Source organism: Mesorhizobium sp. WSM4306 (assembly GCF_007003975.1).
In the GTDB taxonomy this organism is placed as follows: Bacteria; Pseudomonadota; Alphaproteobacteria; order Rhizobiales; family Rhizobiaceae; genus Mesorhizobium.
Genome location: NZ_VFTC01000025.1, coordinates 91854 through 109172, shown reverse-complemented (window position 1 = coordinate 109172; position 17319 = coordinate 91854). Strand labels below are relative to the sequence as shown.

The 17319-nt window shown below is 62.4% G+C and carries 21 protein-coding genes; 7 read left to right on the top strand and 14 right to left on the bottom strand.

Features of this window, described 5'->3' with window-relative positions:
- The first annotated feature begins 115 nt into the window (after positions 1 to 115).
- Positions 116 to 883 (top strand): glutamine amidotransferase, encoded by a 768-nt coding sequence (locus FJV77_RS25000; protein WP_142869254.1) that lies wholly within the window; start codon positions 116 to 118, stop codon positions 881 to 883.
- Between the two features lie 2 nt (positions 884 to 885).
- On the opposite strand, the gene FJV77_RS24995 is transcribed toward FJV77_RS25000, so the two are convergent.
- Positions 886 to 1317 carry a MarR family transcriptional regulator gene (locus FJV77_RS24995; RefSeq protein WP_142869253.1) on the bottom strand — a complete coding sequence of 144 codons (432 nt, stop codon included), beginning with the start codon at positions 1315 to 1317 and terminating at the stop codon, positions 886 to 888.
- Positions 1318 to 1469: 152 nt separating this feature from the next.
- Between FJV77_RS24995 and FJV77_RS24990 the strand changes: the two genes are divergently transcribed.
- Positions 1470 to 2312, top strand: a complete 843-nt coding sequence (locus FJV77_RS24990; protein WP_142869252.1) for an alpha/beta hydrolase — start codon at positions 1470 to 1472, stop codon at positions 2310 to 2312.
- Positions 2313 to 2391: 79 nt separating this feature from the next.
- On the opposite strand, the gene FJV77_RS24985 is transcribed toward FJV77_RS24990, so the two are convergent.
- Together FJV77_RS24985 and FJV77_RS24980 are read right to left on the bottom strand one after the other, a co-directional pair.
- Complete coding sequence (locus tag FJV77_RS24985; protein WP_142869251.1) at positions 2392 to 3306, bottom strand: alpha/beta hydrolase; 915 nt, start codon at positions 3304 to 3306, stop codon at positions 2392 to 2394.
- A 144-nt stretch (positions 3307 to 3450) separates the two neighbouring features.
- Positions 3451 to 4695, bottom strand: a complete 1245-nt coding sequence (locus tag FJV77_RS24980) for an MFS transporter (protein ID WP_142869250.1) — start codon at positions 4693 to 4695, stop codon at positions 3451 to 3453.
- Positions 4696 to 4876: 181 nt separating this feature from the next.
- Here FJV77_RS24980 and FJV77_RS24975 point away from each other — a divergent pair, with 181 nt between their 5' ends.
- The gene (locus tag FJV77_RS24975; RefSeq protein WP_142869249.1) at positions 4877 to 5755 is read left to right on the top strand and encodes a helix-turn-helix transcriptional regulator; all 879 of its coding nucleotides are present in this window, start codon (positions 4877 to 4879) and stop codon (positions 5753 to 5755) included.
- Between the two features lie 29 nt (positions 5756 to 5784).
- Here FJV77_RS24975 and FJV77_RS24970 read toward each other — a convergent pair whose 3' ends face one another.
- The 5 genes from FJV77_RS24970 to pgeF form a co-directional block, all read right to left on the bottom strand.
- Positions 5785 to 6756 carry a tripartite tricarboxylate transporter substrate binding protein gene (locus tag FJV77_RS24970; protein ID WP_142869248.1) on the bottom strand — a complete coding sequence of 324 codons (972 nt, stop codon included), beginning with the start codon at positions 6754 to 6756 and terminating at the stop codon, positions 5785 to 5787.
- Between the two features lie 110 nt (positions 6757 to 6866).
- Positions 6867 to 7802 carry a ribose-phosphate pyrophosphokinase gene (locus FJV77_RS24965; protein ID WP_142869247.1) on the bottom strand — a complete coding sequence of 312 codons (936 nt, stop codon included), beginning with the start codon at positions 7800 to 7802 and terminating at the stop codon, positions 6867 to 6869.
- Between the two features lie 158 nt (positions 7803 to 7960).
- Positions 7961 to 8560, bottom strand: coding sequence for a hypothetical protein (locus FJV77_RS24960; protein WP_142869246.1), 600 nt, complete (start codon positions 8558 to 8560; stop codon positions 7961 to 7963).
- 53 nt (positions 8561 to 8613) lie between these two features.
- The gene (locus FJV77_RS24955; protein WP_142869245.1) at positions 8614 to 9765 is read right to left on the bottom strand and encodes a Xaa-Pro peptidase family protein; all 1152 of its coding nucleotides are present in this window, start codon (positions 9763 to 9765) and stop codon (positions 8614 to 8616) included.
- Positions 9765 to 10559, bottom strand: coding sequence for a peptidoglycan editing factor PgeF (gene pgeF / locus FJV77_RS24950; protein ID WP_142869244.1), 795 nt, complete (start codon positions 10557 to 10559; stop codon positions 9765 to 9767). Before pgeF ends, FJV77_RS24955 begins: the two co-directional genes overlap by 1 nt.
- A gap of 151 nt (positions 10560 to 10710) precedes the next feature.
- Here pgeF and FJV77_RS24945 point away from each other — a divergent pair, with 151 nt between their 5' ends.
- The gene (locus tag FJV77_RS24945; protein WP_142869243.1) at positions 10711 to 11610 is read left to right on the top strand and encodes a hypothetical protein; all 900 of its coding nucleotides are present in this window, start codon (positions 10711 to 10713) and stop codon (positions 11608 to 11610) included.
- Here FJV77_RS24945 and FJV77_RS24940 read toward each other — a convergent pair.
- From FJV77_RS24940 to FJV77_RS24920, 5 genes are all read right to left on the bottom strand, one after another.
- Positions 11519 to 12676, bottom strand: a complete 1158-nt coding sequence (locus tag FJV77_RS24940) for a class I SAM-dependent methyltransferase (protein ID WP_142869242.1) — start codon at positions 12674 to 12676, stop codon at positions 11519 to 11521. The two genes, FJV77_RS24945 and FJV77_RS24940, sit on opposite strands and share 92 nt — an antisense overlap.
- Positions 12673 to 13557 (bottom strand): prolipoprotein diacylglyceryl transferase, encoded by an 885-nt coding sequence (gene lgt / locus FJV77_RS24935; protein WP_142869241.1) that lies wholly within the window; start codon positions 13555 to 13557, stop codon positions 12673 to 12675. The genes FJV77_RS24940 and lgt overlap by 4 nt, the downstream gene beginning before the upstream one ends.
- A gap of 103 nt (positions 13558 to 13660) precedes the next feature.
- Positions 13661 to 13900 (bottom strand): BrnA antitoxin family protein, encoded by a 240-nt coding sequence (locus FJV77_RS24930; protein WP_142869240.1) that lies wholly within the window; start codon positions 13898 to 13900, stop codon positions 13661 to 13663.
- Positions 13854 to 14285, bottom strand: coding sequence for a type II toxin-antitoxin system RelE/ParE family toxin (locus tag FJV77_RS33400; RefSeq protein ID WP_142869239.1), 432 nt, complete (start codon positions 14283 to 14285; stop codon positions 13854 to 13856). The genes FJV77_RS24930 and FJV77_RS33400 overlap by 47 nt, the downstream gene beginning before the upstream one ends.
- Positions 14282 to 14542, bottom strand: a complete 261-nt coding sequence (locus FJV77_RS24920; RefSeq protein ID WP_142869238.1) for a type II toxin-antitoxin system ParD family antitoxin — start codon at positions 14540 to 14542, stop codon at positions 14282 to 14284. Before FJV77_RS24920 ends, FJV77_RS33400 begins: the two co-directional genes overlap by 4 nt.
- Positions 14543 to 14704: 162 nt before the next feature.
- Here FJV77_RS24920 and FJV77_RS24915 point away from each other — a divergent pair, with 162 nt between their 5' ends.
- The 3 genes from FJV77_RS24915 to FJV77_RS24905 all read left to right on the top strand — a co-directional run bounded on the left by FJV77_RS24915 (position 14705) and on the right by FJV77_RS24905 (position 16203).
- Positions 14705 to 15007, top strand: a complete 303-nt coding sequence (locus FJV77_RS24915; RefSeq protein WP_023711152.1) for an accessory factor UbiK family protein — start codon at positions 14705 to 14707, stop codon at positions 15005 to 15007.
- 317 nt (positions 15008 to 15324) lie between these two features.
- Positions 15325 to 15825: a YbjN domain-containing protein gene (locus FJV77_RS24910; RefSeq protein WP_006202532.1), complete on the top strand. Its 501-nt coding sequence runs from the start codon at positions 15325 to 15327 to the stop codon at positions 15823 to 15825.
- 18 nt (positions 15826 to 15843) lie between these two features.
- Positions 15844 to 16203 (top strand): tRNA-binding protein, encoded by a 360-nt coding sequence (locus FJV77_RS24905; protein ID WP_142869237.1) that lies wholly within the window; start codon positions 15844 to 15846, stop codon positions 16201 to 16203.
- Between the two features lie 58 nt (positions 16204 to 16261).
- Here FJV77_RS24905 and FJV77_RS24900 read toward each other — a convergent pair whose 3' ends face one another.
- Positions 16262 to 17149 carry a hypothetical protein gene (locus tag FJV77_RS24900; RefSeq protein ID WP_246691379.1) on the bottom strand — a complete coding sequence of 296 codons (888 nt, stop codon included), beginning with the start codon at positions 17147 to 17149 and terminating at the stop codon, positions 16262 to 16264.
- Between the last annotated feature and the right edge of the window lie 170 nt (positions 17150 to 17319).

Sequence of the window (17319 nt, the reverse complement as noted above, 5' to 3'; positions counted from 1 at the left end):
TATCAGGGCCACCCCCCCTTAAATCATCCGGCCCTAGGCCCCCCACGGCCAGGCGGGCGCCGGCTCGAGCCGGCGCCCACCTTCCAATCTTCAGCTGAACAGCGCGAGGGCGACGATGAAACTCTTGCTGGCGGGCGAGACCTTCGCGGCGACAACTTCGGTCGCTGCCGGCGGCGACGTGCTGACAAGTGCGACGTGGGTCAACGGCGCGACAGCCTTCAATGCCGCGCTTGCCGCAGAGGGTATCGTGGTGACGCAGATCGGCGGCGATCGCTGTGCCGCCGAATTTCCCTATGACCTCGACGCGCTCGCTGAATATCAGGCGGTGGTGATCTCCGATGTCGGCGCGCTGACCTTGCTGGTGACGCCAGAAGCCCGTGCCGGGCGCATCGGCGTCAACCGCCTCGAGGTGCTCAAGGCCTATGTCGAAGGCGGCGGGGGGCTGATGCTGGCCGGCGGCTATATGGGGTTTCAGGGCATGTTCGGGACGGCGCGGTTTCACGATACGCCGGTCGAGGACGTGCTGCCCGTGCGCTGCCTGCCATTCTCGGACGGGCTGGAAGTGCCACAAGGTCTGCAGGCTTCCATCCTGCAGCCGTTGCATCCGATCCTTGCCGGTGTGGCAGGTCCGCTGCCGCCTATCCTCGGGATGAACAAGCTCGATTTCAGACGTGACGGTTCGTCCCAGCTCCTGGCGACCTGCCACTATCGCGGCACGGACTGGCCGCTGCTTGCGGTTCGTGAGCATGGCCGCGGCCGCACAGTGGCCTGGGCGACCGATATCGGCCCGCATTGGCTGTCGCAGGACTTTCTCGGCTGGCCGCTCTACGGCAAGCTGATGGGCAACATCGTCCGCTGGCTGGCCGGCAGGGATCTCGGGTAGGGCTATCCCTGACTGCGGCTCAGCGCGTCACGCAGCGTCTGGATCTGCCGGTTCAGGGCGTCGAGCTCAGCCAGCGTCATGCCTGAGCGCTCGATCAGGGTTTCGTTGAGGCAGTTGCACTGGACGAGCAGGGCGCGGCCGGCTGGGGTCAGGTCGACCTGCACCTGGCGCTCGTCGGTGTGGCTGCGCTGGCGGGTGACGAGACCTGCCTGCTCCATGCGCTTGACCAGCGGCGTGATCGTGCTCGATTCCAGAGCGAGCCTGTGCGCAATCGAGCCGACCGACATGCCGTCGGCCTCGGCAAGCGCATTGAGCACGAGATACTGCGGATAGGTGATCCCCATCTTGTCCAGCATCGGCTTGTAGGTGCGGTTGATCGCCATGCTGGTGGCGTAGAGCGTGAAACAGAGCTGGTTGTCCAACGGGAGAGGCACGACACATTCCTTTGCCGACTGAGCGTTTTCGATATGTACCACGAAAAATGATATCGCGATACATGTTTTCTGTAGACAAGAGTTTCGATCTGCGTTAGTCATATTGTTATCGCGATATTGATTATCGCGAAAGACAATAAATGGAGATTGAGATGACCAAGCCCGGCAGCAGCACGATCACCACCAAGGACGGTACCGAGATTTTCTACAAGGATTGGGGAACCGGCCAGCCCATCGTCTTCCATCATGGCTGGCCGCTGAGCAGCGATGACTGGGACGCGCAGATGCTGTTCTTCCTGGCGCAAGGCTACCGCGTCATTGCCCATGACCGGCGCGGCCATGGCCGTTCGACCCAGACCGATACCGGCAATGAGATGGACACTTACGCCGCCGATGTCGCCGAGCTAGCGGCGCATCTCGACCTCAAGAACGCCATCCATGTCGGCCATTCGACCGGCGGCGGCGAGGTGGCGCGCTATGTCGCCAAGTACGGTTCAGGCGGCCGCGTCGCCAAGGCGGCGCTCCTCGGTGCGGTGCCGCCGATCATGCTGAAGACACCGGCCAATCCCGGCGGCCTGCCGATCGAAGTGTTCGACGGTTTCCGCTCGGGCGTCGCGGCCAACCGCGCTCAGCTTTACGTGGATGTACCCGCTGGTCCGTTCTACGGATTCAACCGCCCGGGCGCCCAGATATCGCAAGGCGTCATCGACAACTGGTATCGCCAAGGCATGATGGGCGGCACCAAGGCGCATTATGACTGCATCAAGGCGTTCTCGGAAACCGACTTCACGGATGATTTGAAGGCCATCGACGTGCCGGTGCTGGTCATGCATGGCGACGACGACCAGATCGTCCCGATCGCCGACTCGGCGCTGCTGTCGGTCAAGCTGCTCAAGAAGGGCGAGCTCAAGGTCTACAAGGGCTTCCCGCATGGCATGGCGACAACTCATGCCGATGTCATCAACGCCGATTTGCTGGCCTTCTTCAAGGCGTAGAATCTGCCACTTGGATGGGCAAGGCACCCGCCGTCAGGCGGGTGCCTTTGTGTTTCATCGAATGTCTGCGAGACAGTGCCTATCTGGCGAGAAAACTAGCGATCAGTTTGACGGTGGCGTCGGGATTTTCCTCCATGATCCAGTGACCGGAGCCAGGCACGATTGCGCCCGTGACATCGGTCGCAACAAGCCGCAAGGTATCGGCCTGCGTGGTGCCGGCGGATTTTTCCCCGCCAACAGCCAGCACCGGCATGGTCAGTTTGCCACCGGCGGCGAGCATCGCCTGGTTGTCGATCGCGTCCTGGTCAAAGGCCTTGAACTGCTCGAACGCGTCATGCATCGCATGCGGGCGAGCATAGAGTTTGGCGTAGTGCTTGCGCGTTGCCTCGTCGATCTTCTTGGGATCGGCCGACAGCTCGTTGTAGAAGCGATCGAGATAGATGCGCTCGCGCCCTGCGACCAGCCGCTCCATATCCGGGCCGCGGAAGTTGAAGTGCCAAAGCAGCGGGCTTTGCTTTATCTTTTCCCAGTCGCCGATTCCTGGCAGCGGCGCATCGATGATGACCCATTTGGTGATGCGCTTGGGATATTGCGCGGCAAGCGCATAGCCGACCATGTTGCCGATGTCGTGGGTGACCAGATCTGCCTTGTCGATCTTAAGCGCGTCCATCGCCCCGGCGATATCAACGGCCTGGTTCTTCTTGGTGTAGCCCGCTTCCGGGTGGGCAGACAGACCCATGCCGCGCAAGTCCGGCACGATGACGGTGTGGTCCTTCGCAAGCGCCGCCGCCGCGGCGCCCCACATGTCTCCGGTATCGGCGAAGCCGTGCAGCAGCACGACGGCGGGACCCTTTCCGCCGACGCGCACATAGAGTTTGGTGCCGTTGGTTTCGACGGACTGCGTCTTGAAACCCGGTGGAAAAGGTACGATGCGTGCCGTAGCCGGCACGGTAACGAGAAGCACACTCAACACGGCCAACACGATCTTGCGCATATCATTCTCCAGAGATTTCGGAGGCCCCACGCCTTCGTTGATGACTATCTCCTAACAGGCTTTCCATCCGGCGTGTGGTGAAAGAATCAAAGAGGGCGCAGCAGATGCCACGCCCTCCTGTCAGATCGGGAAGATATCTGATTTCTAACTGGTCGCCGCCTGCGCCTTCCTGGCTTCCTTCATGTTGGGCAGGAACACCGTCAGCAAGCCGAGCAGCGGCAGATACGAGCAGACCTGGAAGACGAAATCGATGCCCTTCATGTCGGCGACGACGCCGAGCACGGCAGCCGCGATTCCGCCCATGCCGAAGGCGAAACCGAAGAAGATGCCGGCGATCGTGCCGACACGCCCCGGCACCAATTCCTGTGCAAACACCACGATGTTGGAGAAGGCCGAGGACAGGATCAGGCCGATCAGCACCGTCAGCACCATCGTCCATTCGAAATTGGCGTAGGGCAGCGCCAGCGTGAACGGCAGCACGCCGACGATCGAGAACCAGATCATCGCCTTCTGGCCGTAGCGGTCGCCGAACGGGCCGCCGAGCAGGATGCCCAGCGCCGAGGCGCCGAGGAACAGGAACAGCATGACTTGGCTCATCTGCACCGAAACGCCGAACTTATGGATGGAATAGAAGGTGTAGTAGCTTGAGAGCGAGGCGATGTAGGCGTTCTTGGTCAGCACCAGCAGCGTCAGCACGGCCAGCGCTCCCATGACCTTCTTGCGCGGGAAGGGCGAGACGAAGCTTGCCGCCTTGCGGCTGCCCTGCGCGGCGCGCATCCGGCTGTACCAGCCGCCGACCCGCGACAGAACGATGATGCCGATCAGCGAGCCAACGGCGAACCAGAAAATGCTGGTCTGGCCGAAGGGTACGACGATGAAGGCGGCGAGCAGCGGCCCCATCGATTGGCCGAAATTTCCGCCGACCTGGAACAGCGATTGCGCCAGGCCGAAGCGGCCGCCCGAGGCAAAACGAGCGATGCGCGAGGATTCCGGATGGAAGATGGCCGAGCCGATGCCGATCAGCGAGGCGCCGACCAGCAGCAGCGCATAATGGCCGGCATAGGCGAGCACGATCAGGCCGATCAGCGAGGACGCCATGCCGTAGGGCAGGGAATAGGGCATTGGCCGCTTGTCGGTGATCATGCCGATGATCGGTTGCAGCAGCGACGCCGTGACCTGGAAGGTGAAGGTCAAAAGGCCGATCTGCCAGAAATCGAGACCGTAATTCTCTTTCAGCAGCGGATAGATCGCCGGCAGCAGCGACTGCATGATGTCGTTGATGCCGTGGCAAAAGCTTACTGCCAGGATGACGGTGAAGGCGGTCGCCTGGACTGAAGGGAGGCTGGCGCTCGGGGTTGGCGCAATGCTGGCGGCTGTCGTATCGGTCAAGGCAGGCTCCGAGGTCTTTTTGGCGGGCGTTTGCCCGCAGACAGGCTTGGCGGCCGCATCTTGCGGACCGTCTTAAGGACGCTCGTCTGAAGCGCCTTGGGGGACGACTGCCTTATAAGCTGCTTGCGAGGCGACTTCTTTCGTGGTTTGGTCCAATAGTTTCGCAAGTGGGCCATAGCCAATGCCACATGGCAGGGACGTCTTCCGCGCCGGCAATGCCGATCTCGGCCGATTGCACGAAAGCCGCTGGCAGTGGCTGGAGGAGGTTTCCGGGCCGGCGGTGGCTTTGCCGACCGAATATCCGGACGGCTACCACGTGCCGCAACACCGCCACAGCCGCAGCCAGTTGCTGCATGCGCTGGTCGGTGTCGTGCTGGTGACGACACGGTACGGGCGCTGGATGGTGCCGCCCGACCACGCAATGTGGATACCGGCCGGCACCGAGCATTCCGTTGAAATGCTGGGCGATGTCTCGATGCGCTCGGTCTACGTCATGCCGGGCGCGATCCCCGGCCTGCCGGAAGGTTTGCGCGTCGTCGGCGTCACCGAGCTGATGCACAGCCTGATCGTGGAATCGGAAAAGCTGCCGCAAGGCGGCGAACTGGAAGGACGCGGCGGGCTGATCATGAACCTGCTGTTGCATGAAATCCCGATCTTGCCGGAACGGCCGCTCGGGCTGCCGTTCCCGTCCGATCCGAGGCTGGCGGCGCTCTGCCGGCGGTTTGTCGCCGCACCGTCTCCGCATGCCACGATCGACGAGTGGGCCGATGCCGCCGGGATGAGCCGACGCTCGTTCACCCGCGCCTTCCACCGCCAGACCGGGCTGTCACTGTCGACATGGCGCCAACAGGCCTGTCTGTTCGCGGCGCTGCCCAGGCTCGCCGACGGCGAGCCGATCACCAGGGTGGCGCTCGACCTCGGCTATGACAGCGTGCCGGCCTTCATCACCATGTTCAAGCGCATGCTGGGCGCCTCGCCGCGCGGTTATATGCGCGGCGCGCGCGACAATGGCGACGCCGTGCGGCGGGCCCCGCCGCGACTTGAGGCTCCGGCCCCCTAAAATGGCGTCGGAGCAGTGCATTGACGCCGCTAGTCCATCTGGACGCCGCTGGCCTTGACGATCGGCTCCCATTTGGCGAGCTCGGCTTTCACATGCGCGCCAAGCTCCTCCGGGGTGGAGGCCACGATCGAGGCGCTGAACTGGGCCATGCGAGCAATCACATCCGGATCCTTCAAGGATTCAACTGCTGCCTTCTGAAGCACGGCAACCACTTCCGGCGGCGTGCCCGCGGGCGCGAACAATGCGTTCCAGCTGTAGGTCTCATAACCGGGAATGGTTTCGGCGATGGCCGGTATGTCGGGGAAGGAGGGGACGCGCTCCTTGGTGGTGACGCCGAGCGCCCTCAGCGTCCCGCTCTTGATATGGCCCGATGAGGACGGAAGGTTGTCGAACATCATCGGCACCTGATTGCCTATGACGTCGTTCAAGGCCGGTCCGGCGCCCTTGTAGGGAATGTGCTGCATGCTGACGCCGGCCATCGTCTTGAAAAGCTCGCCCGAGAGATGCAGCGGGGTGCCATTGCCCGAGGAGGCGTAGGCGTATTTGTCCGGGTCCTTCTTCAACAGCTCGATCAGTTCCTTGACGTCCTTGGCGGGAAATTCAGGGTTTACGACTAGGACGTTCGGCACCAGCACAAGCAGCGATATCGGCGCGAAATCCTTCTCCGCGTCATAGGGCTTTGTCTTCAGGATCAGAGGGTTGAGCGCGTGTGTCGCAACTGTGCCCATGAGGATTGTGTAGCCGTCCGGTTCGGCCCGGGCGACCTGGGCAGCCCCAATGCTGCCGCCGGCGCCGCCGACATTTTCGACGACAATCTGCTGGCCGAGTTTTTCGGACATCTTGTTGGCGACGAGGCGCGCGACCAGATCCGTCGAGCCGCCGGCGGAAAAGGGGACGACCATTGTGATTGTCCGGTCCGGAAAATCGGCGGCCCACACCGCCGGCGCCGAAAAGGCGGCCCCGATGGAAACCGCAAGCCCGAGCAAAGTCCTACGCCGCATCTGCTACTCCTCCACTGTTTGGAGGGGCAGTATGCCATGCCAAGCGCGTCAGGAGAAACGTCTGCTTCCCGCAACAGTGCAGATTACGGGCCGCTAATGTGTGCGCCCGCTTAGTCGAACAGGCTCGACACCGACTCTTCGGTCGCCGTGCGCGAGATCGCCTCGCCCATCAGGTCGGCGATGGAGATGACGCGGATGTTCGGCGCGTCGAGCACGCCCTGCGTCGGCTGGATGGAATCGGTGATCACCAGTTCCTGCAGCTTCGAACCGGCAATGCGGGCCACTGCGCCGCCCGACAGCACGCCATGGGTGATATAGGCGGTGACGCTGGTGGCGCCGTTGGCGAGCAGCGCATCGGCGGCGTTGCACAGCGTGCCGCCGGAATCGACGATGTCGTCGATCAACAGGCAATCCTTGCCGGCGACCGCGCCGATGATGTTCATGACTTCGGATTCGCCGGGACGCTCGCGGCGCTTGTCGACGATGGCCAGTTGCGCGTCGAAGCGCTTGGCCAGCGCGCGGGCGCGCACCACGCCGCCAATGTCGGGCGAGACGACGACGACATTGGCAAGCTGCTTGTATTTCGCCTTCACGTCGCGAGCCATCACCGGCACCGAGAACAGATTGTCGGTCGGAATGTCGAAAAAGCCCTGGATCTGGCCGGCATGGAGATCGAGCGTCAAAACGCGGTCGACACCGGCGCGGGTGATCATGTTGGCGACCAGCTTGGCCGAGATCGGCGTGCGGCCCGACGCCCGGCGATCTTGCCTGGCGTAGCCGAAATAGGGGATGACCGCGGTAATGCGCTTGGCCGACGAGCGCATGAAGGCGTCGATCATGATGAGCAGTTCCATCAGATGATCGTTGGTCGGGAACGAGGTCGACTGCAGGATGAAGACATCCTCGCCGCGCACGTTTTCCTGGATTTCGACGAAGATTTCCTGATCGGCGAAGCGTCTGACGCTGGCCTTGCCCAGCGGGACGTTGAGATAGCGGGCGACCGCTTCGGCCAGCACCCGGTTGGAATTGCCCGCGAAAAGCTTCATGCACCGTTCCTGGCGAAGGATGGAGAGGTCAGACAAACTCTCTTAGGCCTCTTAACCGGGCTTTTAGCGAGCCGTGCCGGTATTGCAAGCCTCGTTGACGGGAATCCGCCGGCTAATCTCAAAAACGTCACGCATGACGGATGCCGGCAACAGGCGGATCAGCCGGCGCTGCCGCCGAGCCAGGCCGCGAACTGATCGATCGTCTGGTCGGCGATCGCCTGCATGGTGGCCGGCGCGACCGCGGGCCAGCCTTCCGCGGCATTGACTGACGCCGCCTTCTGCTGGCCGTTGATGCGATGCAGCCGGTTGCCGGCGGGGTCATAGACGTCCCAGACATAGATGACGGTGGTGTCCTTGCCTTCCGTCATGGTCGAGAAGTAGCCCTTCAGCACATGCGTGGCGGCCTGATCGGCGCTGCCGGCAAGAGTGATGCCACGCTGCCTGGCGCGGGTCTGGAGTTCGGCCGTCAACGGCGTTGCCGCTTCCACCGAAGCGCCGACGATCGGAGCGATCTGCAGCCGCGTCTTCGACAGGGCGGCGGCGCTCTGCGCAGGGTTGGCGGGTGTGGTGGCGCCGACAGTCGGCGCTGGTGTGGTGACTGGCGCGGTGCCTGGCGCTGCCGACGGGGGCTGAACCGGTTGGGTAGAGGCTGCCGGCGGCGTGATGGCGGACGGTTCGAGGACGTCCTTGGCGTTGGTGCAACCGGCCAGCACAAGCGCTGCGAGCAATGACACGGTCGTCACACGCGATCGTCTCATCTGCCCGAAACTCCTTAGCCGTGAACGCCCCGCGTGGACCAGCCATTATGGATTCACTGTACGATCAAGTCGAGATCATGGCGCGAAAGCGGCTTCGGCTGGGATTCGGTGGTCAGGTAGGTGCGGCCAAGCGTCATTGCCGTCTCGGTTTCGGAGTCCATGATGATCATGTGCGCGAACAGCGTCATGTTGGGTGCGATCGGCTCGGGATTGCCCTGGTAGAACATGGGCATGTCCATCCAGGACGGGGTGAAGCGGGCGCCGACCGAGTAGCCGCAGGCGTTGAGCCGGTGCTTGGTCAGATTGTGCGCTTCCAGCGTGCGGGCATGGGCGTCGAAGACGTCGCCGAAGGTGTTGCCCGGCGTCATCGCCTTCTCGACCGCCAGCAGGGCGGCGCGGGCGGCGTCGAACAGCTCCTGATGGCGCTTCGACACCTTGCCGGTCAGCACGGTGCGCATCATCGGGGCGTGATAGTGGTGGAAGACGCCGGCCCATTCGAGGGTCAGCTGGTCGTTCTTGGTCAGTTTGCGGCGCCCGGCCTTGTAACGGCAGAGCAGTGCGTCGACGCCCGAGCCGATGATGAATTCATTGGCCGGATAGTCGCCGCCGCCGGCAAAGACCGCGCCCTGCATGGCGGCAAGGATCAGCGCCTCATCGCCGCCCTGTTTGATCAGCGGCAGGGCCGCGTCAAGCGCGTCATCGGACAGATTGGCGGCCTTTTCGGCCTTGGCGATTTCGGCCGGGCTCTTGAACAGGCGCAGACGGCCGACAATGCCGGAGGCATCGGCGATCTGACCGAAGGTCTGCAACTGCTCGTCGACGCGGCGGCCATTGAAGGCGGTCAGGCCATGGGTGTCGTATTCGACGCCGATGCGGGCGCCGAGCAGATTGAGGTCGTTGAGCAGGTTGCGCAGGTCGATCGCCGGGTTGGCGCCGTCGCGGTCGGTCCACAGGACGATCTTGTCGATGATCGAGGTGTGGCGCGCCTGGCGCAGATCGGCGGAGCGGGTGAGCAGCACCATCGAGCCGTCGGCCTTCACCACCAGGCACTGGAAGAAGCAGAAGCCGAATGTGTCGTAGCCGGTCAGCCAGTACATGCTCTCCTGGGCGAAGAGCAGCACTGCGTCGAGCTTCTTCTCGGTCATCTCGATCATCAGCCGGTCACGCCGGGCGTCAAACTCGGAGCGTTCGAAATGCAGCGCCATTATTCATTCTCCAAAACAATTGCCGAAACCTGCCGACCGTAGTCCGGTTCCTTGCGATGCGTGGTGCGCCGGTAGGAATAGAAGAGATCCTCTTCGGCATAAGTACAGCGGCCAAGCCCCTCCGCGGTCACGCCGGCCTTTTTCAGCCGGTCGACCGTATAGAGGTTGAGGTCGAACATCGCATGCCCCGGATTGGCCGAAGGGATGAAATAGCCGATGTTTTCGGCATCGGCTTCGACAAAACGGGCGACGAATTCCGGCCCGACTTCGTAGTTTTCAGGACCGATGGAAGGACCGAGAACAGCAACGACGCGCTCGCGGCGGGCGCCGAGGCTTTCCATCGCCGCAATGGTGTTTTCAAGCACGCCCGTGAAAGCGCCCTTCCAGCCGGCATGCGCCGCACCGATGATGCGGGCTTCGGCGTCTGCGAATAGTACCGGGCCGCAATCGGCTGTCGAGGCACCGATGGCGATGCCCGGCCGGTCGGTGACGACGGCGTCGGCCTTGGGCCGTGGACCGGGGAAGGGTTCGTTCACGATGACGACGTCGGGCGAGTGAACCTGATGCGCAGTCAAGAGATGGCTGGCCGGCACGCCCATCCAGGCAGCGACGCGGCGGCGGTTCTCGGCGACCCGCGTCTGGTCGTCATCCGAGCCGGTGCCGATGTTGAGCCCTTGGTAGATGCCGCTGGAGACACCGCCGATACGGGTGAAGTAGCCATGGCGGATGCCTCGCGGCTTCGCCGCTTCCAGCAGCGGCGAGCGAACAGGATCCGGTTTGGACTGATTCAGCATGGATGGGTTTGTTGTCCGCGCCAGCGCTTTCGTCAAGGCGAAGTTCGGCCAAGCATTTGCGGCAGCCATGCCGCATTGGCTCCGAGTTGGCGAAAAGCGGGCATTCGACTATAGGCAATGGCCAGACAATTTCCCGGGCGGGCGAAAGTGCATGGGCTGGAATCCAGTCAAAAGCCTGATCCGAAAGATCCATCAGAACCGGCAGGTGCGCAAGGCGAAGGATTTTCGCAACGCACTGGTGAAAGGCTATTTCCGCTCACGCAATGCAGCGTCGGGGGCGGAATTTGCCGAAGAGTTGCGGCGAGCCGGCGCGCGGCATTTTTGCTTCTCCATCGCCTACAACACGCCCTGGGTCATCGATGCGCTAACCAAGGCATGGCTGACCTATTCGAGCGGGATGACGCTGGTGGTCATCGACAATTCGTCTAAGCCCGCGGCGCGGCAGGCGATCGAGGCCATCTGCCGGCGGCGCGGCATTGCCTATTTCGGCCTACCGCGAAATCCCGAATGGAATCCGAACCGGTCGCATGGCATTTCGATGAACTGGGTCTTCCATAACATCGTGCGCCCGCTGCGGCCCGACCTGTTCGGCTTTCTCGACCATGACTGCTTTCCGGTGGTTGCCCTCGATATAGCCACGCATATGGCGGGCAAGGACGCCTACGGCACCAAATATCCCGCCAAAAGAGGCCATGACGGTTGGTATTTCTGGGCGGGGCTTTGCTTCTTTCGCTTTTCCGTCGTCGAGGACCTTGAGCTCGACTTCACGCCGCGCTTCGACACCGGGCTCGATACTGGCGGCGGCAACTGGCCGATGCTGCGCGACAGGCTGGACGACAGCAATATCGTCAATGCCGAGAAGACCACGATCAGCCTGAAGCTCGGCGGCATCGAGGTCGACCATCGCATGCTGGACAACAGCTTCTTTCATGTCGGCGGCGCTTCGTATCGCGGCCTGATCAGCACGCGGCACTATCGCCGGCTGATGTGCGATCATGTCTGGGAGACCTACCTTGGCGGTGTGGCGGAGCGGCTTGTAAACGATCTCTGACGGTCAGCCTGGCTTGCGGCAGGATTTTCAGGACCTTGAACAGCGTGCCCATGGCATCGGGGCCGGCCAGGCGCTCGACGGCGTCGGCAATGGTTTGTCGTGATCGTTCGCTTGCCTGGCTACCCAGCAGGCCGGCCCGTTCGAGCAAACCCATGGAAAGCAGGAAGTCGCCCTGCGTCGTCAATTCCACATCGAGGCCATGCGCTTGCACGACAGCGGCCAGCGCTGCGAAGTCGACATGGGCGGTGAGATCGGCTTCACCGGGATTGGCCAGCACGTCTTCGGGAGCGTGCTTGCGCACGGCCTGCAATGTATCGCCGAAACCGGGCTGGAGATGGCCGTAGTCAGGGAATAGCCCGGCGCCGCCGTGGCCGGCTATGCATTCGGCAATGGCCGCCATCAGTGCAGCGCGGGCCGGTGCTACTTCGAAAATAGAGCCTTGCGGCGCCTCGGCGGCATTGTCCGGCAGCAGCGTTGCCTCGACCGAACTGGCGCCGGCGAAGAAGCTCAATTCATCTGACACATCGAGGCCGATCATCCGTTCGCGCCATCCGGCGCCGGTGCGGATGAACTGGCGGATCGGCACCGCGTCGAACAATTCGTTGCCGACGATCAGCAGCGGCGCCTGCGGCAGCGTGGCGATGGTTTCGTGCCAGCCCATGTCAGCTGAATTCCCGGCAAGCGTCTGCTTCTGGATTTCGATCAGGCGCGGGCTGGTCTCGATCAGGGCGAACGATGCGCCCTTAGTGAGCGCCGGATCGAGCCGCGCCAGGGTGCGCAGCATGTCCTTCATCAGCGTGCCGCGGCCGGGGCCGATTTCGGCGATGGTGACCGGCAGCGGCCGGCCGATCGCCGACCAGGCCTGATACAGCCAGACGGCGACGAGTTCGCCGAACATCTGGCTGATCTCCGGCGCGGTAACGAAGTCGCCCTCGGCGCCGAACGGCTCGCGCGTCGTGTAGTAGCCATCGCTGGGATCGAACAGGCAGAGCGCCATGTACTCGTTGACGGGAAGGGGGCCTAGCGCACCGATCAGGTCGACGATGCGGGTTTTCAGCCGTGTCATGCCGGCTGTGGCTGCGGCACCGGCTTGGCGGTGGCCATCGCCCAGATGCCGGCGAGCACCATCGGCAGCGACAGCACCATGCCCATGGTGAGCCAGCCGCCGAAGAGATAGCCGAGTTGCTGGTCGGGCTCGCGGAAGAACTCGACGAAGATGCGCGACAGCCCGTAGCCGCAGATGAAGGCGCCGCCGACGAAGCGCGGCGTCTTCAGCTTCAGCCGCGAATGGGTGAGGAAGCGCAGGACCAGGAACAGCACCAGGCCCTCGAGCAAAGCCTCGTAGAGCTGGCTTGGATGGCGCGGTTCGAGGCCAGCGACGCAGCCCGCCACCGTCTGCTGGAGGCGCTCGTTGCAGAAGACGACGCCCCACGACACATCGGTCACGCGACCCCACAGTTCCGCATTGACGAAGTTGGCAATGCGGACGAGACCGAGCCCGACCGGCACGCCGGCCGCCACGACATCGAACAGCGACCATGTGCGGATGCCGCGCTTGATGGAAAACAGCGTCATGGCGAGGATGACGCCGAGCAAACCGCCATGGAACGACATGCCGCCCTGCCAGATGGCGAAGATGTCGAGCGGATGGTCGATATAGCGCCTGAGATCGTAGAACAGCACGTAGCCGGTGCGCCCGCCAAGCACGACGCCGACGGCGGCCCAGACGATGAAATCATCGAGATCGATGGGTTTCATCGGCAAGACACCGTCCGGCCACAGCCTGGTGTTGGTGACGAGCCGCTTGGCGTACCACCAGGCGAAGAGGATGCCGACGATGTAGCCAATGCCGTACCAGTGCACCGCCAGCGGGCCGATCTGGACCAGGATCGGGTCGATGTTGGGGAAGGACAGCGAAGCCATCGGCAGCAGGAAATAGTCGTTCAACAGGGTCTCCCGGAAGGGCTCGCGTTCGGGCGCGGACCATGCGGCAGTGTTTTGGCGGGGTCAAGGCAAAGTGGTGGTTGCCTTGACGTCGCAGATGGAGGGCTCAACCCTGCGGCTTGCCGGCGACCAATTGCCTGAGCGCGTCGTTGATCCTGTCCTGCCAGCCGGGACCATCTTCCTGGAAATGATCCAGCACGGCGCGATCGATCCTGATCGACACAAGCTCCCTGACGTTCGGCGCGGCGGCATGTTCGCGAATTGGTGGCGCCGGTTTTTTGATTGGCTTGAAGGCAGCTTCAGCGGCTTCCATCGGATTTGTCGGTCGGCGCGGAGGCGTTGCCATCGGTTGATCCTGAGTGAGAGCGACTTAACGCAAGCCGACTAGGAAGCACCACAATAGTCGACGTGGCGCCATCACGTATAGAAGGGGCCGGCTTCAATTGTCGAGGAACAAGTCGGCCCCAGGGGTCCATTGCGCCGTGGAGGATATGCAGTATCTCGCCAACGCGGTAGAAAATCAGATAGTTGCCATGGACGCGCCGACGAATGCCTCGGGATCGGTGCCGCTCAAAGAGCGGATACCGTTCCGGCATGGTGCGCAACTCCACGCAATCGCGGCGCAATTCCTGAATGAACGTGACGGCTCGAAATGGGTTGTCCAGCGCGATGTAATCGCCGATAGCTTCGAGGTCTGCCTCTGCCTGGTCTGTGAAGACCAGCCGCTTCATTTGGTCCTCTCTGCCATTGCCTTGTATTTGGCTTCAAGCTTGTCCAGCACCTCGTCGCCGAGCTTGACCCGACCGGCATCTGCATCCGAAATGCCTTTGGCAAGGGCCGCATCGAGGGCGGCAAGGCGCTTCTCCCGCTCTTCGACCAAGCGCACGCCCTCGCGCAGCACTTCGCTCTTTGAATTGTAGCGGCCGGTGCTGACGAGCTGGTTGACAATTTCTTCGAGACGGGTGCCCAAGTCTGCGCTGATGGCCATGACGGGTGCTCCTGCAAAATTCACACTCGAACAATAATAGTTATTGGCCAAAATCGCCAGCAATTTTGCTCGGTGGCCGCATCCTGACGCCGCAGGCATCGCAACGTTCTTGCATTCCGCGCGCGGCGCTACTACGTCAATTCGAGCAAGCGAGGATTTGCCATGTCGACCGGACCGAACCGCATTCTCGATGAATTCGCCAAGCTGATGACCGATGCCGCCGGTGCTGCGCAAGGCGTGCGCCGCGAGGTCGAGACTGCCTTCAAGGGGCAGGCCGAGCGCATCCTCAACACCATGGACGTGGTGCAGCGCGAGGAGTTCGAGGCCGCCCGCGACATGGCGGCCAAGGCCCGGGAAGAAAACACCAGGCTGGCCGCTCGTATCGATGCGCTCGAGGCCAGGCTTGCCGAATTGACCGGACAGGCCGCACCAGCGGCGGCGGCAAAGCCCAAAGCAAAAAAATAATCTTTAAACTTTTCCACAAAGCGCAATCCGAAAAAGTGCTTTGCCGTGAATCGTTTAACGGCGATGCATGAATCTTTGTGACAACGCCTTTCCACATGCGGATGACGCAGTGCGAAAAATTAGGCTGTTCACGCGACTCCCGATCAATAGACTGAATTTGTTGCATGATTCGGAGCAGGGTCATGCGGCCGGGCGGTGGGGTCCGGTCCGGGGTCTTTGTGTCGTGAAGTCCTGGCCGTCCGAGTTCTAGACAAGATTGTTCGTCGTGTGTGCCCCCGCGGAGCGTGTGGCGCTCCCCTGAACACAGGAAGCATTCCATGGAACTTCTCGAACTCGAATTCTCCCGCGAAATCCATCCGGTGGATGTCATCGAGCAGGTGGCCCATAACAATGACTGGTCCTTTGAGCGGGCCGGCGATGACGAAATCTCGATCTCGGTCGCCGGCAGCTGGACCGACTATCACGTCTCTTTCTCGTGGATGGAGGATTTCGAGGCGCTGCATCTGGCCTGCGCGTTCGACATCAAGGTGCCGGAAGCCCGTGCGTTGGAAGTGATGCGGCTGTTGTCGCTGATCAACGAGCAGATGCTGTTTGGCCATTTCGATCTCTGGGAGCAGGAGGGCGCGATCATGTTTCGCCAGTCGCTGCTGCTCGCCGGCGGGGTCGAGCCGTCGAGCCAGCAGGTCGAGGTGCTCTTGTCGTCGGCGCTGGAGGCCTGCGAATGCTATTTCCAGGCCTTCCAGTTCGTCGTCTGGTCGGGGACCTCGGCCAAGGATGCGCTGGCCGGCGTCCTGTTCGAGACCTACGGCAACGCCTGATCGTAGCTAAGAAAGAAGATGAGTTCGAGCAGCGCGCGCAAGCCCGAGATCAGCTTTGCCGATTTCGATCGTGTCGACATCCGTGCCGGCACCATTGTCGAGGCTGAGCCTTTCCCTGAAGCGCGCAAGCCCGCGTTCAAGCTGAAGATCGATTTCGGTCCCGATATCGGCGTGAAGAAATCCTCGGCGCAGATCACCAAATATTATGCGCCGGGAACGCTGATCGGCCGGCAGGTGTTTGCGGTGGTGAATTTCCCGCCGCGCCAGATAGGCCCGTTCATGTCCGAAGTGCTGACGCTCGGCTTTCCCGACGAAGAGGGCGCCGTGGTGCTGGGCGCCATCGAGCGCAAGGTGCCGGACGGCGGGCGGCTGTTCTAAGATTAGCGAGCAGGCGCCGTCGTCCACGCAGCACCGCTAGGCAGCCCGGCAGGGGCAATCATCGTGTCATAGCGGGCCGGACTGAAGCGCTAGCTGGTGGCCGAAACGCGCCGAGAATGGTTCCGACCGTTGCGGCCGAGAGTACGAGATGGAGGACGTCGAACGGCCAGGCGAGTCCGAAATGCATCAGCATAAGGGTCAGGAAGGAAGGCGACGCGGCATCCGTTGGAATGAGGATCAAGGCTCCGGCCAGGACCAGCCCATATTTGAGTATGGCAACTATTGCGAAAACGATGAACATTATGGCGAGGAAACGCAGATGATTGCCATCTAGCGCGCGCCAGCACCCGATTGGATCAAACGATCCTGTCCAGAGAAAATCACCGACAAAAAGATATGTCCAGACAAGTACGAAAGCACCCGCCAACAGGTTGAAGACTCCCATCGCCGACACCCAAGGCGTGACGTCCTCAGGGTTGAGCGGTAGGTCACGTGTGGCCAGCAGGGCGGCCACAAGCAGTCTGTGCTCGCCGGCGACGGCAAAGCCGCAAACAAGCTGGATCACCGCGAGAAGCAACGCAGCCAAGAGAATCCGCTGGCCAAGCTCAAAGCGCATGCCCGGGATAGCGAAGCGTTTGACACGTTCAACGCCGCGCCGAACAACGACACGGCCGCGCTCGGGCGCGTTTGCCATGCGGTCCAGAACGAACGCAAGGACCATCGCCGAGAACGGCGCCGCAACAATCGCGGAAAGCCAGGTCCTGGAGTCAAAGCCTCGCGATAGAAGCCAGCCGGGCACCTGCCCCGGATCGGCAAAAAGAATAAGAGCAAGCGCCGCCAGACAGAGCGTCGTCAGAAAGCAGGGAAACCAGGCGGCCACGAAGAGTGGCCAGGCATTCGCACGGCAATAGTCGAACACCTTCGCAACGGTCTTGCTGATGCGCAAGACGCGACGCTTCGGCGATACGGCAGGTGACTGGTCCAGCGTTGAAATCGGTGTCAATCCCGCAGCGAACTACAGATGCAGAATAATGCACCGCAAGGAACTGCCGCGCAAGCTCTCTCAAGGAGAGTGCCCACGGGAACCAAAGCTTGCCGGCGCACGATCTCCCAATG

Coding starts and splice junctions, on each gene's coding strand:
- FJV77_RS24960 (WP_142869246.1), bottom strand. CDS start 8,560: ATGAGACGATCGCGTGTGACGACCGTGTCATTGCTCGCAGCGCTTGTG.
- FJV77_RS24965 (WP_142869247.1), bottom strand. CDS start 7,802: ATGAAGCTTTTCGCGGGCAATTCCAACCGGGTGCTGGCCGAAGCGGTC.
- FJV77_RS24930 (WP_142869240.1), bottom strand. CDS start 13,900: ATGGCAACGCCTCCGCGCCGACCGACAAATCCGATGGAAGCCGCTGAA.
- FJV77_RS24985 (WP_142869251.1), bottom strand. CDS start 3,306: ATGCGCAAGATCGTGTTGGCCGTGTTGAGTGTGCTTCTCGTTACCGTG.
- FJV77_RS24955 (WP_142869245.1), bottom strand. CDS start 9,765: ATGGCGCTGCATTTCGAACGCTCCGAGTTTGACGCCCGGCGTGACCGG.
- FJV77_RS24910 (WP_006202532.1), top strand. CDS start 15,325: ATGGAACTTCTCGAACTCGAATTCTCCCGCGAAATCCATCCGGTGGAT.
- FJV77_RS24940 (WP_142869242.1), bottom strand. CDS start 12,676: ATGACACGGCTGAAAACCCGCATCGTCGACCTGATCGGTGCGCTAGGC.
- FJV77_RS24920 (WP_142869238.1), bottom strand. CDS start 14,542: ATGGCCATCAGCGCAGACTTGGGCACCCGTCTCGAAGAAATTGTCAAC.
- FJV77_RS24970 (WP_142869248.1), bottom strand. CDS start 6,756: ATGCGGCGTAGGACTTTGCTCGGGCTTGCGGTTTCCATCGGGGCCGCC.
- FJV77_RS24990 (WP_142869252.1), top strand. CDS start 1,470: ATGACCAAGCCCGGCAGCAGCACGATCACCACCAAGGACGGTACCGAG.
- pgeF (WP_142869244.1), bottom strand. CDS start 10,559: ATGCTGAATCAGTCCAAACCGGATCCTGTTCGCTCGCCGCTGCTGGAA.
- FJV77_RS25000 (WP_142869254.1), top strand. CDS start 116: ATGAAACTCTTGCTGGCGGGCGAGACCTTCGCGGCGACAACTTCGGTC.
- FJV77_RS24945 (WP_142869243.1), top strand. CDS start 10,711: ATGGGCTGGAATCCAGTCAAAAGCCTGATCCGAAAGATCCATCAGAAC.
- FJV77_RS24915 (WP_023711152.1), top strand. CDS start 14,705: ATGTCGACCGGACCGAACCGCATTCTCGATGAATTCGCCAAGCTGATG.
- FJV77_RS33400 (WP_142869239.1), bottom strand. CDS start 14,285: ATGAAGCGGCTGGTCTTCACAGACCAGGCAGAGGCAGACCTCGAAGCT.
- FJV77_RS24975 (WP_142869249.1), top strand. CDS start 4,877: ATGCCACATGGCAGGGACGTCTTCCGCGCCGGCAATGCCGATCTCGGC.
- FJV77_RS24905 (WP_142869237.1), top strand. CDS start 15,844: ATGAGTTCGAGCAGCGCGCGCAAGCCCGAGATCAGCTTTGCCGATTTC.